General features: G+C 39.4%; 13 protein-coding genes and 1 pseudogene. 12 read left to right on the plus strand and 2 right to left on the minus strand.

From position 1 onward, the window contains the following. Window positions 1–94: 94 nt before the first annotated feature. From ACFOGI_RS00965 to ACFOGI_RS00995, 7 genes and pseudogenes are all read left to right on the plus strand, one after another. Window positions 95–847, plus strand: a complete 753-nt coding sequence (locus tag ACFOGI_RS00965; protein ID WP_390267045.1) for a 3-oxoacyl-ACP reductase — start codon at window positions 95–97, stop codon at window positions 845–847. 80 nt (window positions 848–927) lie between these two features. Then, window positions 928–2,235, plus strand: coding sequence for an LLM class flavin-dependent oxidoreductase (locus tag ACFOGI_RS00970; RefSeq protein ID WP_390267048.1), 1,308 nt, complete (start codon window positions 928–930; stop codon window positions 2,233–2,235). A 956-nt stretch (window positions 2,236–3,191) separates the two neighbouring features. Continuing rightward, window positions 3,192–4,550: an MFS transporter gene (locus ACFOGI_RS00975; protein ID WP_390267051.1), complete on the plus strand. Its 1,359-nt coding sequence runs from the start codon at window positions 3,192–3,194 to the stop codon at window positions 4,548–4,550. Window positions 4,551–4,850: 300 nt separating this feature from the next. Next, window positions 4,851–5,024 (plus strand): aspartyl-phosphate phosphatase Spo0E family protein, encoded by a 174-nt coding sequence (locus ACFOGI_RS00980; RefSeq protein ID WP_390267054.1) that lies wholly within the window; start codon window positions 4,851–4,853, stop codon window positions 5,022–5,024. 432 nt (window positions 5,025–5,456) lie between these two features. After that, window positions 5,457–5,822, plus strand: a complete 366-nt coding sequence (locus tag ACFOGI_RS00985) for a transposase (protein WP_390268041.1) — start codon at window positions 5,457–5,459, stop codon at window positions 5,820–5,822. Window positions 5,823–5,980: 158 nt separating this feature from the next. After that, a pseudogene (locus tag ACFOGI_RS00990) lies at window positions 5,981–6,079 on the plus strand (transposase); the annotation flags it as partial. A gap of 627 nt (window positions 6,080–6,706) precedes the next feature. Then, window positions 6,707–6,784, plus strand: a complete 78-nt coding sequence (locus tag ACFOGI_RS00995) for a putative holin-like toxin (RefSeq protein ID WP_390268044.1) — start codon at window positions 6,707–6,709, stop codon at window positions 6,782–6,784. Between the two features lie 1,333 nt (window positions 6,785–8,117). On the opposite strand, the gene ACFOGI_RS01000 is transcribed toward ACFOGI_RS00995, so the two are convergent. Both ACFOGI_RS01000 and ACFOGI_RS01005 read right to left on the minus strand, forming a co-directional pair. Beyond that, window positions 8,118–9,455: an N-acetylmuramoyl-L-alanine amidase gene (locus ACFOGI_RS01000; protein ID WP_390267057.1), complete on the minus strand. Its 1,338-nt coding sequence runs from the start codon at window positions 9,453–9,455 to the stop codon at window positions 8,118–8,120. Between the two features lie 750 nt (window positions 9,456–10,205). Further along, window positions 10,206–10,775: a low temperature-induced protein gene (locus tag ACFOGI_RS01005; RefSeq protein ID WP_390267060.1), complete on the minus strand. Its 570-nt coding sequence runs from the start codon at window positions 10,773–10,775 to the stop codon at window positions 10,206–10,208. Between the two features lie 291 nt (window positions 10,776–11,066). Here ACFOGI_RS01005 and uvsE point away from each other — a divergent pair, with 291 nt between their 5' ends. The 5 genes from uvsE to ACFOGI_RS01030 all read left to right on the plus strand — a co-directional run bounded on the left by uvsE (window position 11,067) and on the right by ACFOGI_RS01030 (window position 16,359). After that, window positions 11,067–12,044 carry a UV DNA damage repair endonuclease UvsE gene (gene uvsE / locus ACFOGI_RS01010; protein ID WP_390267062.1) on the plus strand — a complete coding sequence of 326 codons (978 nt, stop codon included), beginning with the start codon at window positions 11,067–11,069 and terminating at the stop codon, window positions 12,042–12,044. A 191-nt stretch (window positions 12,045–12,235) separates the two neighbouring features. Further along, the gene (locus ACFOGI_RS01015; protein WP_390267064.1) at window positions 12,236–12,409 is read left to right on the plus strand and encodes a Spo0E family sporulation regulatory protein-aspartic acid phosphatase; all 174 of its coding nucleotides are present in this window, start codon (window positions 12,236–12,238) and stop codon (window positions 12,407–12,409) included. A gap of 487 nt (window positions 12,410–12,896) precedes the next feature. Beyond that, window positions 12,897–13,739 carry a manganese catalase family protein gene (locus ACFOGI_RS01020; protein WP_390267067.1) on the plus strand — a complete coding sequence of 281 codons (843 nt, stop codon included), beginning with the start codon at window positions 12,897–12,899 and terminating at the stop codon, window positions 13,737–13,739. Window positions 13,740–14,079: 340 nt separating this feature from the next. Further along, window positions 14,080–15,045, plus strand: coding sequence for a 3-hydroxyacyl-CoA dehydrogenase family protein (locus tag ACFOGI_RS01025; protein ID WP_390267070.1), 966 nt, complete (start codon window positions 14,080–14,082; stop codon window positions 15,043–15,045). A 402-nt stretch (window positions 15,046–15,447) separates the two neighbouring features. After that, complete coding sequence (locus tag ACFOGI_RS01030) at window positions 15,448–16,359, plus strand: AEC family transporter (protein WP_390267073.1); 912 nt, start codon at window positions 15,448–15,450, stop codon at window positions 16,357–16,359. The last annotated feature ends 85 nt before the right edge of the window (window positions 16,360–16,444 follow it).

The raw sequence follows: 16,444 nt of genomic DNA on the forward strand, positions 1-16,444 counted from the left end.
GTATACGGGTCCGTACGTACGGTGGTGTGAGAGGACGGAGGTTAGTCACCTCCTCCTACTCGATTATGAAATAAAAAACATAGGAGTTGTTAGAATGACTAGAACAGTATTAGTAACAGGCAGTAGTAGGGGGTTAGGAGCGGCTATTGGAAAGACATTGTCACAACAAGGATTTCAAGTGGTTATCAATTACTATAAGAGCAAAGATGCTGCGGAGAAGCTCGTTTCTGAGATTGGTAAAGAGAATGCTGTTGCAATTCAGGCTGATGTAACAAATCGTAGTGAAGTAGATAGATTGATAAAAGAAGCAACAGAATATTTTGGCCAAATAGATGTTGTTGTCAACAATGCATTAGTAGACTTCAAGTTTGATCCAAATAAACAGAAAGCCTTCACAGAACTTACTTGGGATGACTACCAAAAACAACTAGATGGTACTTTAAAAGCAGCATTTAATGTAGTTCAAAGCGTCATACCTCAATTTATTGGACGGCAAAATGGAAGTATTATAAGTATAGGTACTAATTTATATCAAAACCCTGTGGTGCCTTACCATGAATATACGACAGCTAAAGCTGGATTAATAGGTTTCACACGTAATATCGCTTCTGAATTAGGACAATATGGGATAAAAGCGAATGTAGTTTCAGGCGGGTTATTAAAAACGACGGACGCCAGTGCTGAAACAACACCAGAGGTATTCGACGTAATTGCTCAATCAACACCATTGAAGAAGGTGACCACACCCCAAGATGTAGCCAATATGGTCGCTTATTTATCTTCGGAAAATGCGGACGGTATTACAGGGCAAAACTTTACAGTAGACGGCGGATTGACAATGAACTAGTAGCTAAGATTACCAAGAATAACTCTTCACCAAAAAAGGAGTAAAGAGATTAATAATGATGTATGTTGAGGTGTAAACAAATGACTAGAACGAAAGAAAAACAACTACACTTAGGTGTTTTGCTGTATGGTTGTGGACACCATCAAGCAGCTTGGTTAATGCCTGAATCGAGCGTGGAACACATCGGAGACATTTCATATTACCAATCTTTAGCACAGCTGGCGGAAAAGGGTTACTTTGACGCAGTATTTTTTGCTGATCATCAATCATTTCAAGGCAAAGATTCTAGTGAGATGCCAGCGTTTTGGTTTGATCCAGTAGTCAATTTGACTGCTATCTCACAAGTGACTGATCATGTGGGGTTAGTTTCAACCATTTCAAGTACCTTTTCTAATCCTTTTACAGCTTCACGGCAGCTATTAAGTTTAGACCATATTACAAAAGGTCGGGTTGGTTGGAATCTCGTTACGTCAATGACTGATTTTGAGGCGTTGAATCATGGTATGGAAGAATTACCTTCCCATGACAAACGTTATGAGAAGGCAGATGAATTCGCTGCGTTAATGAATAAATTATTTCTTTCCTGGGACAGCAATGAGTTTATCCATGATAGAGAAGAAGGAAAATTGATAAATCCGGCAAACATTCAGCCTTTTAACCACGAAGGGACCTATTTCAAAGTGTATGGCCCATCCACTACGCCAAAAAGTCCTCAGGGCAAACCAGTATCAATGCAAGCAGGGGCATCTAAACAAGGCATTGCGTTAGCCGCAAAATACGCCGATGCAGTCTATTCAGTGTCATGGAACTTAAAGCAAGCAAAAGAATTTCGCGAAAAATTAGATGAACAAGTTAAAAAAAGCGAAGACGGCAATAGGCATATTAAAGTATTTCCTGGCTTAGTAACCTATGTAGGCCATACTCATGAAGAAGCTTTAGCCAAAAAAACAGCATTAGATGAGCAATTACCTCTTGAAACAGCTTTAAGAAAGTTGAGTTTCTTTATTCAACAAGACTGTTCTGATTGGGAAATTGATAAAGAAGTACCTCAATTACCCACAGTAGAAGAATTTACTGGTCCAGTTGGACGTTACGAAACGATACTAGAAATTATAAATGATACCCGACCTACAGTAAGAGAATTATTAGGATATCTAAGTGCTGGCGGTGGACATCACACGCTGATAGGCACACCTGGAGAAATTGTGGATCAGATGGAAGTCTGGTTTGAAGCGGGCGTGGCTGATGGATTTAATCTTATGCCTCCTACATTACCCGGTAGTTTAGAAGACTTTGTTGAACTGATTGTTCCTGAAATGCAAAAAAGAGGTATTTTCAGAAAGAATTACGAAGAACATACCTTCCGTGAACATTTAGGATTAACCTAATAAATTAAATATAAAATAACTGTACTGGTTGAAAAGGCAAGAAATGATATTAGTATGAAAACTTGAGAATTTTCTCGTAATGGTAATTGTAACTAGACTTACTTATCCGGTCAATGGTTTATATAAGAGGGTCAAATAAATAAAAAAATCAATAAGGTGAGAAATACATTGATAATTAGTTTTGGTTCGGGCGCAGTTGCTGAACAACACATGATACTCTTTTTTCATAAATTAAACTGCATCTGCTAGTTAGACACACGTTTCGTGTGTTTTCCCAAAAGGCAAAGGTATTGATGATAGATTCCTGTATGATAGAAAGAGAATAGGGTAAACGTCTTGAACATTTACTTTCTCTAGATTCTATGTGTGAATGCCTGGCTTTCGGTTGATCGAAACCAATTTATTTCATCACGGAAATCATCACGGAAATCCACCTATCATCTTTCCGAAACCATTTTATGCAAGTTTGTAAAATAAAGAGGGAGTGTAAACCTAACGGTATAAAAGAAAGGTCTTGAGTTTTAGGAAGGTTTACACTCCTGATGCATTTTTTTGGACTCTTGTCCAGAAGATTACAACTGATCTTGCCCCCAACGATGCCCCAATTATGCCCCAAAATAATTAAAAGCTTTCTCATTATATGGCAAGGTTAATATTTAACAAGGGATTTCTCTTTCAGCTGAAGAGTCGAATCATTAAATCTTTTCCCATACTTACCATGGCATAGCTATGTAAAAATTGTTGTCCAATTAATTATTTTTTAAATTATTTAAATTTTTATAATATATGTTGCGTATAGAGGAATTTTTACCTTATATTCCCAAGTACATGCCATTATAATAGGGTTTATTATTGAAGATTGAGGAGGTGCTTACCTGTATCATTAGAATTCTAAATATTCGATAATTAACAAGACGATTATTATTGGAATCAGAAATGAGAAGGGGAGATGTGTAATGGCAAAAGTAAATCCGGAACGAATTATTGGTGACAGTAAATTTAAGCGCTTTCATTTAAGTCTATTTTTATGGAGTTTTATAATCATTTTGTTCGATGGATATGATTTGGCTGTCTATGGAACAGCTTTACCAATCATAATGGAAGAATGGGGGTTAAGTTCGGTCCAAGCAGGGACAATAGCAAGCTACGGTCTCTTCGGAATGATGTTTGGAGCAATTATATTTGGTATATTAGCTGACCGTATTGGGAGAAAAAGAGTTATTATCATCAATGTACTGCTATTTAGTTTATTCACCTTACTGTGTGGTTTTGCAAACTCAGCAATGACTTTCTCTATATGTCGTTTTATAGCGGGATTAGGTTTAGGAGGTATTATGCCGAATATTGCAGCATTAGTATCAGATTATGCTCCTAGAACAATGAAAATCAAATTAGTATCTTCTACACTCATTAGCTTTGCCATTGGCGGAGCACTAGCACCAACTGTTGGAGTTCTTTTGATTGAGGCATTTGGATGGCAATCTGTTTTTATTGTTGCAGGCTTGCCGCTTCTAACGATCCCTTTCTTAATGAAGCAACTACCAGAGTCAACTAGCTATCTTATCCGGACTGGTAAGAAGGAACAGTTATTTGCAACTCTGGTAAAAGTGAGCCCTGATTCAACATTCAAGATGACTGATGAAGTCGAGGAAGTAAAAACAACATCAACAAAGGTTCCTGTTGCAGGATTGTTTAAAGAGAATCGAGCTTTAAGTACTATTGGATTTTGGATAGCATTCTTCTGTGCCTTATTAATGGTATACGGATTAAACACTTGGTTACCTAAGCTAATGATCGAAGCTGGCTATGGCTTAAATTCAAGTTTAGTCTTCCTTATTGGGCTTCAAGGCGGAGCTGTTCTCGGGATTCTTGCTCTAAGTAATTTATGTGAAAAATATGGTTCTAAAAAGGTTATCATTGCATCTTATATTTCCGGAGCCATTGCTTTAGCGTTACTAGGATTAGGCGGAAGTACATTCTATATTTTTGTATTAGTAGCAGTTGCAGGGGCTGCTACAACAGGTTCCCAAGTTTTGATACAAGCTTATGTAACATCGTTCTACCCCTCAGAAATGAAATCAACAGGTTTAGGGGTAGCTTCAGGAATTGGGCGACTCGGCGGTATGACTGGACCGATTCTAGGGGGATTCTTGTTGACAATGGCTTTACCTAACTTCATGAATTTCCTGGTATTTTCAATAATCGGTGTTGTCGCAGCTATTGGTTTATCAACCATTGCTGATAAATATTCAGCTTCCAATATAGAGACAAGAGCCACTAGTAAGAGTGTTGGTATACTAAGTAAAGCAGAATAGGAGGCTCAAACAAGTGAAAATTACCTATGTAAATCAATAGCATTAATAACTTTGGAAGAGAAAATTTGAGGGATATCTACAATCATATGTCCAGCTTTTTTGCTCCAGCCAAAATAAATATGGCTTTTGTAAATATAATAATCATCGACACAAATGCTTCCATACCGGTATCTAACTTTGTTCCCATATGACTACTTTTGTCGAAACTATTGCCATAAAAATGGAAAGTTGTCATAATCATATTCGTTGGGTCTTTAAACGAAAGGCCTACTCGAAATTAATAAAGAGGAGAAATGAAACATGGGGCAAGTGATTGAACCAGTAGACATGGATCTGCCTGCACTTATCAGGAGAAAGAAACAGGAAATGATTCAACTCGGCTTGGTGTTTGGATTGACAAACCCGATGACGCTCGAATGCAGCCAACAATTGGATAACCTCTTGAACCAATTGCAACAAGGAAAACTATACTAAGAAACAATAATAAAAATAACAAAATAAGAAGGATCATAAGGGCACCGTGCAAGCGGTGTTTATTTTTTCTGTTAAATTTTTATGGTGAGGTGATACAAATTGCTAATGTACAACACTTGCTTGGCTCCGGATGCTACGCCGTATTTCAGAGGACCTTCTGTTCAAAAGTTCTTAACTAATATGCAAGAGTGAAGCAACGGAGTATAATCACGGATGAAATCTTAGAATAAGTCCGTATAATTGTGTAAAAGTGTAAAAAAGAATGATCACATCAATTCTTGGTTAAAATGTTTTCTACGGCCGAAAAAATTTAAAAAGAGAATCGATGTGACCCCATTACAGTTTAGCCTAAATATGGATGTTTTAAAAGCCTTTCCGTAATGAGCTCAAATATTGATGCGGTAGTAAAACCGACCATTGTTCTGGTACTGAATAAGTACTTGGAAAAAAAGAGATGAACACCTAAAAGTTTCCCGTTATGATCTTTCAGAGAATCGGGCGTACTATAGAAATGGCTATTACGAGCGAGATTTTATGATGAATATCGGAAAGAAAACTTACGTGTACGAAAACTCTCATAGGGGCTTCGCTCCGTCTATATTTGAAAATTATCAGCGATTCAATAAAGCCTTCGTACTTTCCATGCTTGAAATGGCAGTTGACGGTGTTTCCACTCGTAAAGTAAAGAATATAAGTAGAAGAGTTAGATGGAGAGGGTGTATCCAGTCTTTTGTCTCCTTCTTGACCGAGAAGTTGGACCCAATTGTAAACAAGTGGATGAAGTCAAGGTGGAGTTGAAAAAGGATTTTTGATACCGTAAAAGCTAGAAAGTTCAAAGATGAATTCATCATCCAATATGAAGAAGATCAGAAGTTGAAGAAGGTGATAGAGACCTTGGAAGAGGGGTTTGATATGTCATTCAAATCCTTAATGTACCGGTGAAATACCATCAGTTTATCCGGAGTACGAATTCATTGGAACGCCTGAAACAAGAGGTTCGACGCAGAAAAAAGGTCATCCGTATCTTCCCGAATACCCAATCAGTTTTCCATTTGAATGGGCTGTACTGATGGATTATGCAGAGGAACAAAAGAAGAAAATATTGTTTAGAAAAGGGTAGTGTGAGCGCCCGGAAATTTGGTTTGGCAGGAAGGGGGAACCCCCTTCTGCCAAACCAAATCCAACCTTAATCAATAAGTGGTTGAAAAATTGTAACTAGAATTTACACAACGATGGGGACTTGACTAAAATTGACGTGCAGACTATGTGCTTCAGCAATGTTATAGTAAAATAACGAGAAAGGGACTTCTGCCTGGTCATTTAAGTGTGTGGCCGAAATGAAAAAATAAAACCCCTTGCTGCATGATAAGAAATGAGATTACATTATACTAAGACTGTGAATATGCCTTAGAAGGGGGCTTGAGGTGTTAGGTTCTCCATTTGTATATGAGCTAATACTATCGTAATGTCTACATAAGGTTAGTGGCTTATGAAAAGAGTTAGTTCAAGGCCACTGAGCTCTAGGATGGACATAAGCTCCATACAGAGCCTATTTTTATGTTGATTTTATTGAAAATTCACTATTTATTGATAAATTTTGTTATAATAAAGCCAAGTGTATAAGGCTTTCATGGGTGGTGATTCACTCCCTTCTCAACGCTTGCAGAAAGGGGGTGTTTCTGATGACAGTATTCGAAGCATTGATTCTAATGATTTCCTTTGGAACATTAATTATAGCCATACTGTCGGATAAAAAATAACCACCCTATAGGCCTGACAAGCGATTAAGGTGGTTTTTTATCCGAAAGTGAGTCGCCCCCTTGAAGGGCTATTACACTTGGCCGTTTGGTGTTACAGCACCATACGGTTTTTTAATTTAGGATTTTCTATCTTTAGTATATCCCAAATTTGGTGAAATTAAAACCATTTGTTTATATTTTACAATATTGAAGTATTTCTAGAGTATAGCACATATAATAAAGGAAACACCAAAAGGTGCGAATAAGTTGTCAAAGTATGGTGAATAATGCTGTATCGCCCAGCAGGCATTAGATAATATTTCAAAACTTCTTTCTTCACATATTAGTCTGCATTTTCTCCTCATTCTACTCAACTTGGTATTTTACCTTTGCGTGTCTGTTAACGGGTATAAGATTTAAAGGGAAGATTTCTGCAAAACAATCACTATTTAAGTTTCATTTGTTTAGCTAGTGTGTTAAATTCATAATTAAATTAACTCAAGCGGAGAGAGCCACTCGACTTTACTAGATCTTCCTCTGTTATGTATTTTTTTTAACATATGTTTACACTGTCCATTTTGAAGGGAAAACTTCTCCCTAGTCTTCAACCTAACAAAGGAATCGTTGGATTTCTGGGGGATTCGTATAGTTCATCTGTTGCATTCTCATAATCTAGCTTTTAAATATACAACTACCCGGGATCAACCCTGAAACTTTACAAATTAATTACGATTGCCCCATAAGTTGGACTCATTTTAAAGAGCGGGAACATCGCCACTCCCTTTACCAATCTCGCAATACCTAACCCATATCCGATCAGTTGAGGGGAGAATTGGAACGTTATAACAATTGGATGAGTAATATTACTTTGAAATGCTCCTTATTTTGTTGCCCATAATTGCTCTTTGTGGGGTGTGCAAAAGGGTTCAAAAAGGAGCGAAATAAATACCTGACGAGAAAAATATTTTGTACCTGTTAGGGTTACTCATTATCTTACTTACAGCATGTACATTATCAGGGGGAAGACCTAGCGCCCGGTAATCATACATATTCAGAAAACAGATTTTATAGTTGATTAGCAACAAATAGCTATGATAATTCGTCAATTTGATGACCAGAAAAAATCTTAACAAAGAATATCTCCGGCCGAGAAGGAGAAGGAATCATACAAGTAGTCATTCAGCTTATCACTTGGTGCAAGGACTTAACCATTTTTTCTCGATTAATTTTAATTATGGATAAACCAACAAGAATTATACCTCCTCCCCCTAGAAGGCACTTGCACACTATTTATGCAAGTACCTTCTAGGGAGAGGAGGTATATTGGTACAGGGGAAAACGGGTGGTAAATTAGTTAATCTCCTATATTTTCCATTAAATTTTCCAAGGTGCTGACGGAGCTGCTAACCATTCTTTCATAGACATTCAAAATGGATTGACCGTATTGGTCTCCCGGCACAGCCCATTTTCCATTAAGGGCGACCCACGATGGTGCCGAGCCTCTCTGAACCAGATCAAACCGCGGATCCACCAATAGTTCGCCATCCGGGAGAGGATCAGTGGAAGCATAGGCGTAGAGGTGCTGAATATGGGCTAGAACACCTTCCCATTCGGTATCGAAACTTGCTCCGGGATTATCCGGCCCAGTTGCGCCTATTCCTGCAAAGTTGTGCTGTTCGGGCTGGACAGTTCCTGTAAATCGGAGGAAATCAGTCTCAAGCATAGCTTGTGCAAAAGCAATATCCCCCCTGATGCCGTAATGTTCTCCGATTTCCAAGTAATACCTCGCAAGGTCTATGGCCTCTGGGTTTATCTCTTTGGCATACATGTTCATCAGTTCCGGGGACAGATACGTTTCTCCGAGAATCGAGTAACCTTCTGTCTCTTCCTGCATCCCGTTGCTCTCCGTGATTATAAAGGCATCTTCCACCCCGGCACTTCTGACCTGTTCGAGACGTGTTTCGGCATTTACTCTGTCGGAAAAGGCACCGGCCTGGATACGATACCATTCGGTACCAGAAGTAACATACGGAACAATGAAAGACTCAATCTGCCGTGATTGGAGATAGGCTACCCTTTGTTCCGCATTCTCCCTTGACTGGAAGGAACCGGAGATCACCTTATAAAGTGTCTCATTGCTTGGTTTTCTCTTAAGGTCGAAGGCTCTTGCCAATCCATTGACATGTCCCTGAGCTACCCTTTGCCGCCAGGAAGGATCGCTGATTAATCGAGCATCCTGCTGATTGTCGATAAAGCCGTTTTCTGTAAGGAGGGCAGACATTCGTGTTTCGCGTAATACATGAAAATTGGCTTTTTTCCTTCCACGATCCGTTAGCTGATTGACCTCCATGACTTCTTCATGAATGATGTCCCTGTACCGTGCGGTCGCAGAGGAGTCTGATAAACCGCTGTAGATATAGTCTTCATATCCTCGTGCTGAGCCATTGAAGGCATTGCAATGGATGCTAAGATAGTAATCTGCGCCCCAGGAATTCGCCTCCGTTGTCCGTTGATTCAAACTCTTACTGGTGTCCGTGGTACGGCTCATCCTGACTTCCACATCTCCATAATTGGTAGTAAGGATGGTCCGAATACGCTGGGCGATATCCAGTACGATATCCTTTTCCAGCATGCCATTGCCTTGTGCTCCCGGGTCTGATCCCCCATGCCCGGGGTCCAAATAAAGTTTCATCTGTTAATCTCCCTTTCTGAGATAATTTGAATTTACGTTACCATGATATGTAGAGAAAGGTTGGGAGCACTGGACAGACATGTTAATTATTCAAGAAAGAGGTATTTGTCTAACAGGGAAGGAAAGCAATTAAGTGAGTAGATTTGGGTTATTATCACTGGCGATTAATTATATTTTTATGAAGCGTATAACACTTATAACGAGATAAGTCATCATTTTACTGGGGGAAGCTGAAATTGTTATCCCAAGAAGAAGAGTTAGCCACCTTTTCTTTATGATGAAAGATCTCAAAGCAAACTGAATATACATACTGACTGCGCTTCTTTGTCGAGTAGACAGCATAGGCTCTATATAAGAAGATTATCGATGAGGGTAATATTACTAGTCTGATAATGATTAAGCGGCAATTGTATAGCTGTGCTGGTTTCCAATTGCTAAGAAGCGATTAATATTGATCACTAGACAATCCCCCTTTTACTTCCAAACAGACAAAACATTGTTCAATGTTCGGTCGCGCCATATTTGTGTGCTTTCTGTTTGAAATCTGCAAACATCAACAAAGTTTAAACTTCTTCCGTTAGGTCAGTTTTTCCTATAGAAACCTCAATTCCTTGGTTGCTCTTATAGTTTTTTCTACGGACTTGAACGACTGTTGAATTTGAAGGGAAGAGTACAGACTATCTGGATTCACATGACAAGTGAACAAGAAGGTATTCCCATTAACAGGAATACCTTCTGCTATATCTACCATTAAAAGTTTGGTCTCTTTTGGGCAATAACCACGTCTTCTGGGTACATCTCCGTGTTCATTGGTTTATTGGATAGGAAAGAGCGATAGACGATTTGTTGGTTATCATCGCCGGCTTCAACTAATACAATGATTTTGCCGTCTTTAAGATATTGTTCATATTGTTTGGCCTGCTCTTCAGGAATGCCAGCTCCAACCAGAGCTCCAATAATTCCTCCACTGCCTGCTCCGATTGCCGTGCCGGAGAGGGTCGTCGCCATTGGACCTGCTGCCGCTAGTATCCCGATCCCGGGTATCGTCAATAGACCGATTTCCGCAACCAAACCGACTAGACCGCCTAGTACCCCACCTGAAATAGCACCGATGCCAGCCCCTTTGCCAGAGTTTTTTCCTCGCCCGCCTTCATTAGTGGTAGCATCAGTTCCTGTATCATTTTCGATTTTACTCACATTGCCTCTATCTTTAGCAAGAACTGAAATATCTTTACGGGTATATCCTATATCTTTCAAATGGCTAATCGTTCTCTCCGCACTCTCCACATCCGAAAAGGCGCCGCCGATTATCCGATCCATTAGCAAAATCCTCCTTTTATGGGGTTATTAGTCTATACCCACAAATAAGAAGGTTCAACTCTTCAAATCATAAATGAATGCATTAGATCTATGAAGAAATGATGGTTGCATTGTATTCTGGGACACTTTGTTCACAACTTTTCGCCCCTTCCTTGCCGTATCGTTGAGCATTTATATTTTAATGAGACATGACTTAATCTTCTTTTAGCGAGTTACAAGTTTAAATTTTAAATGATTATGAACGCCTCTACATGTAAACACTAAACCCATCTTTATAGTGGGGGGATACTTTTGACCAATTCGACACTGTTTCGACTCGGATATGTAGCGATGAGCGTTAATGTAAAAAACTGTTCGCCCTCGCAGACGATGACCTACAAACGGTTTCAGCAAATAGAGGATAAAGAGGCGGCGGTTTCCCGCTTAGAACGCATTGCCGAGTCAAACTTTCAAAATTCTCTTCGTTTGCTAAAACACAATCTTGCTCATGATATTAAATTCTTCAGGCTCAGTTCACGTCTTGTGCCGCTCGCCACACATGAAGAACTGGCTGGGTGGGATTACTTGGAAGCGATACGTGATGATATGCGAGCAGTAGGGAATTTTGCGCAGAAGCACAACATGCGCCTTGATTTTCATCCAGATCATTTTGTTGTCCTGAACAGTACAAAAGATGGAGTTTTCAACGCATCTGTTAAAAACTTGATCCATCATGCTCAGCTACTTAAAGGGATGGGTATCGATTTAACTCATCGCAGTGTCCTGCATGTCGGGGGTACCTATAAAAATAAGCCTAGGGCATTGGAACAATTTATTTCCAACTGGGCACATGTCCCGGCAGGTATTCAAAAGATGTTGATGATTGAAAATGATGATAAATCATTCAACTTGCAGGATTGTCTCTTTCTTGGTGAAAAACTGGGAATCCCAGTGGTTTTTGATTATCACCATCATTTAGCCAACCATGAGGACGTTAATTGGGAGTCGCACTGGGATCGGGTTATAGGCACTTGGGAAAGTTCACCACTCCCTCTAAAGATGCACATCTCCAGTCCAAAAAGCGACCAAGCTTTTCGAAGTCATGCAGATTTTGTTGATTCCGATATGTTCATGCGATTTTTAAAGGAGGTAAATGGCTCAGTTCCCCAAATGGACTGCATGATTGAAGCTAAGAAAAAAGATAGCGCTCTATTTCAATTAATGAAGGATTTAAAAGATAGGGAAGACATAGAAGTGGTCGATGAGGCAAGTTTTTACGTAAAAACTTAGGCATGGACAAGTGATAGCTATATCTATACATGTTGAACATGCTGCATGGCAGCCTTTCACAATGCCCCTATATTTGTTGCATAGTCACTTCTTTTGTCGAAACTATTGTGTGAATCACTATATGTTGTCATAATATTTTCGTTAGGTATTTAAATAAGGAATGTAATTGGCTATAAGAAGGGAAGAGGAAAATGGGACAAGCAGCAGAACAAAATGAGTGGGATTTGACTGCAGCTATTATAGTCAAAAAGCAGGAGATGATACAACTTGGCTTGAAGTATGGATTGGCTGACATTCAGACAGTCCAATGCAGCCAACAATTGGACGATCTTCTAAACAGGTTTGCTAAAGGAGATTTTTATTAACTCACCAGGACAAACAACATACAGTTTTTTATAAGTAGCATCGTTTTATAGGACGGTGCTACTTATTTTAGTCTACAGTCGTATCCCATATAGCGTAGTTTCTATAGGTTCTCGAATCGGTCCCTCGCTTCTTTGTCACCTTGGAGTACAGCTTACTGATCCCAATGATTCGCCTTCTCGACATTCATTTCCACGCCCATTGTTATATAGCCAACGGTGTAAATGGATTCGGGAATCCCTTGTTCAGCAACGATGGAAAACGCTGATCATCCTTCTCTACATATTCTCCCGCTAAAATACATGTCCACATAATTGTTCATCACAAACTCCCACTCATTCCTTCCAATCGACTTGTAAAAATTACTAAGCTTGAGTGGTACCTCCGTGATAAGAAGTTTCTTACAGGGTGTATTCAACCGCTCTGGATAATAAGAGACCGAATGGTTAACTTAAACATGAAGTATTAAAAAAGAGGAGCGTGAAAAGCTTGTTTTATCATGTAAAGGAACTTCAATATGAGGCAAAGCCAGAGCGTCCGGATCCTGTGTACGCGAAGAAGCTGCAGGAAGTGCTGGGTGGTCAATATGGTGAGATTACAGTAATGATGCAATATCTCTTTCAAGGATTTAATTGCCGGGGGGAACAGAAATACCGTGATATGCTATTGGACATCGGTACTGAAGAAATTGCCCATGTTGAAATGTTGGCTACGATGATTGCACAGTTGCTTGATAACGCACCTGTTCAAGAGCAGGAAGAAGCTGCTAAAGATCCAGTAATCGAGGCGGTGTTAGGAGGCATGAATCCTCAGCATGCAATTGTTAATGGATTGGGTGCGCAGCCTAATGATAGTGCGGGATACCCATTCAATGCGCGGTATACAATTGCGAGTGGAAACTTGCTAGCTGATTTCCGGGCTAACCTGAACGCGGAATCCCAGGGCCGGCTACAAGTTGTGCGTCTCTATGAAATGACTACAGACCGTGGTGTACGTGATATGCTTTCCTGGTTGATTGCAAGAGACACCATGCATCAGAACCAATGGATGGCTGCAATTGAAGAACTTGAACAAAATCAAAAAGCGATTGTTCCGGCAACCTTCAACCAACAATTTGAGAAGCAAGAAGTCTCTTATTCATTCATGAACTTCTCACAAGGAGAGGAAAGCAGTACAGGCAGGTGGGCTAATGGAACAAGCATGGACGGCCAAGGTCAATTTGAGTATGTAAGCCAACCTAAAGCGAGGGGACAGAACCCTAAACTCGCACCAGCACCTCCTTACATCCACGGCACACCGCCTAATAATGCGAACCACAATCCGTCACAATAATACTTTGATGTATGTATAGAAATCCCCATAACCGGCGTAGGTATGGGGATTTCTCCTTTAAAAACCATATTTAACAAAAATTCCCCTTTTGTTCCTTATAGAGGAACAAAAGAGTTTATATAATGCGAATTATTCTATAAAATAAATGTATGAAAGCATTACCATAAAAAATTCTTGAAAAAGTAGATCTACTCATGGAACGGTATACTCTTATGGAGATATATTCAAGCCCAATAACGGTAAGTTTTACAGTGGGAAATACAGGCAGCACCAAGGTACTTTCCCTTTGCTGAGGGTTCCGTTCAAATTAATAAACAATTAACAGGGAAGGGGTATGAAAATGAAAAACATCACCGTACTTGGAGCAGGCATTATGGGGCATGGTGCGGCTCAATTATTTGCTCAAGCAGGAAAGAACGTATGCATTCGAGCCAGGCGTGAATCCTCCTTGGAAAAAGCACAAAACCTTATGACTAACAGCTTAGAGATAATGGTTGAAAAAGAAATGCTTTCAGAAAGCGAGATGGAGCAGACTTTATCACGTATTACATATACAACGGATTTACATGAAGCTCTGCAAGATACTGATTTCGTTTTCGAATCTATTCCAGAAATTCTAGAACCAAAGCTAGAGACTTACGAAATTATTGAGAACAGCGTTTCAGCTGATACGATCATCACATCGAATACTTCTACCTTTCCATTGGAAGAGTTGAATCAACGGGCGAAGCACCCGGAGAGGTTCATCATTACCCATTTCTTTAATCCACCACAACTCGTGCCGATTGTGGAGATTGTCAAAACGGAAAGAACTAGTGAAAATGTTGTAACAACAACCTATGACTTAATGAAAGAAATTGGTAAATCTCCAGTAGTATTAAAGAAAGAAATCACTGGTTTTATCGTGAACCGTGTGCAAGTAGCCATGCTGCGTGAAGCTTTCAACTTAATGGAAAGCGGGGTAGCTACCGCAGAAGATATTGACACCGCTATGAAGGGAAGCATGGGATTTAAATGGGCTTTTTGCGGCCCGATGGAGAGTCAAGATTTGGCTGGTCTTCAAACCACAGAAGCTATGGTTGGAAATATTATGAAGGACCTATCGAATACTAGAGAAGTGCCTTCCTTCTTAAAGGAAATGATAGACAATGATCAACATGGTATCCGTACTAATAAGGGCTTTTATCAATATGATGATTATGGAGAAAAAGCAATCCACAATCGAGATGAAAACTTCCTTGACCTTCTCAAATTATTGCAGCAAAAAGATGAGAATAACAGAGAAAATGTCTCCTCTATCAAATAAGCAGGAAGGCCTCCTTGCGTAATCTTCATTCTAATCCGGAGAACAGGGTATGCAGTCGGTGGTCAAGATTGTGGTTCTATCTTATAAGCGCTTTAAAAATGAAGCAATATACCATTTTTCCTATATCGTCCTGTCATACATAAGACAGGGCGATATTTTTCTTGTGGCAGTTATTAAACAATACAAGATTGGCTTAAGAAATCACCTGAGGGCAAATGAAGGAGGCAACCTGAGGATTGCTATCCCTTTCTCTTATGGAAGGGCAGTTTTACAAGTGGTGTAAATCCCCACGATTGGGTATTGCATGATACACTAATGGTTGGATAAGATGAGTTAGCAGCAAAAATAGGACCATATAAAAGATTATGGTAAAACTGCAGCGAGAAGGAGTTTTTCGTCTAAATGAACCAAGAATTCTTGTCCATAGTATTAATTATTGCACTTGGGTATTTCTTAAAGCGTTTAAACGTTTTACAAGAAAGAGATGGAGAAGTGATTGCTAAAATCATCTTCAAAATTACGCTACCAGCCCTTGTTCTTGTCACGTTTGATTCGGTGAGAATAGAAACATCTTTAATGTACATACCGATTATTGTGATTTCTTATGGATTGGTGACCACACTATTCGGTTTTTTGATTTTCCGGAAAGAGGAAAGGGAACTTAAAGGATCTTTTTTAATGCTGACATCCGGTTTTAATGTCGGCTTATTTGCATTTCCACTAGTATATGCCGTATGGGGAATGGACGGTATAACCTATTTCAGTATGTTTGATGTCGGAGCCTCATTTATTACGTTTGGAATTGCTTATATCCTAGGAAGTTATTTTTCACAGGAAGGGTTGAGCCTTAAACCATTAGGTATTTTGAAGAAACTTGGCAAATCTATTCCATTAATGACCTATTTTATTGCAAGTATGCTTAATTTCAATGATATTCAGTTGCCGGAGATGGTCATTTCAGTGGCTGGCACCATATCAGAGGCTAACATACCACTATCGTTATTGCTGTTAGGACTTTATTTGAATTTTAATTTCGAAAAGCAATTCTTGCTGCCGACCATGAAATTTTTAACTTTCAAGTATAGCTTTGGTCTGATATTTGGGAGCATTCTATATTTCACGCTGCCATATGAGGACATGTTCCTCTATACTGTTTTAATCGGTCTATTATTGCCGGCAGCCACTTCTGCTATCACATTTGCTGTGGAGTTCAAGTATAGTACCAACAGCATTCGGCTTATGGCGAATATTACCAACACAACCATCTTCATCAGTATTATCATTTTATATGTTTTTGCCAATTTCATACGCTAGGAAGTCAAATACCTCTTGGAGGTTTCACTTTATGAAAGGTATTCAGGAGAGGAAGGGATATGTTTATCATTTACTAGACGAAGGG

The sequence above is a fragment of the Virgibacillus xinjiangensis genome, assembly GCF_042643145.1.
Lineage (GTDB): Bacteria > Bacillota > Bacilli > Bacillales > Amphibacillaceae > Virgibacillus_O > Virgibacillus_O xinjiangensis.

Coding starts and splice junctions, on each gene's coding strand:
- ACFOGI_RS00965 (WP_390267045.1), top strand. CDS start 95: ATGACTAGAACAGTATTAGTAACAGGCAGTAGTAGGGGGTTAGGAGCG.
- ACFOGI_RS00970 (WP_390267048.1), top strand. CDS start 928: ATGACTAGAACGAAAGAAAAACAACTACACTTAGGTGTTTTGCTGTAT.
- ACFOGI_RS00975 (WP_390267051.1), top strand. CDS start 3,192: ATGGCAAAAGTAAATCCGGAACGAATTATTGGTGACAGTAAATTTAAG.
- ACFOGI_RS00980 (WP_390267054.1), top strand. CDS start 4,851: ATGGGGCAAGTGATTGAACCAGTAGACATGGATCTGCCTGCACTTATC.
- ACFOGI_RS00995 (WP_390268044.1), top strand. CDS start 6,707: ATGACAGTATTCGAAGCATTGATTCTAATGATTTCCTTTGGAACATTA.
- ACFOGI_RS01000 (WP_390267057.1), bottom strand. CDS start 9,455: ATGAAACTTTATTTGGACCCCGGGCATGGGGGATCAGACCCGGGAGCA.
- ACFOGI_RS01005 (WP_390267060.1), bottom strand. CDS start 10,775: ATGGATCGGATAATCGGCGGCGCCTTTTCGGATGTGGAGAGTGCGGAG.
- ACFOGI_RS01015 (WP_390267064.1), top strand. CDS start 12,236: ATGGGACAAGCAGCAGAACAAAATGAGTGGGATTTGACTGCAGCTATT.
- ACFOGI_RS01025 (WP_390267070.1), top strand. CDS start 14,080: ATGAAAAACATCACCGTACTTGGAGCAGGCATTATGGGGCATGGTGCG.
- ACFOGI_RS01030 (WP_390267073.1), top strand. CDS start 15,448: ATGAACCAAGAATTCTTGTCCATAGTATTAATTATTGCACTTGGGTAT.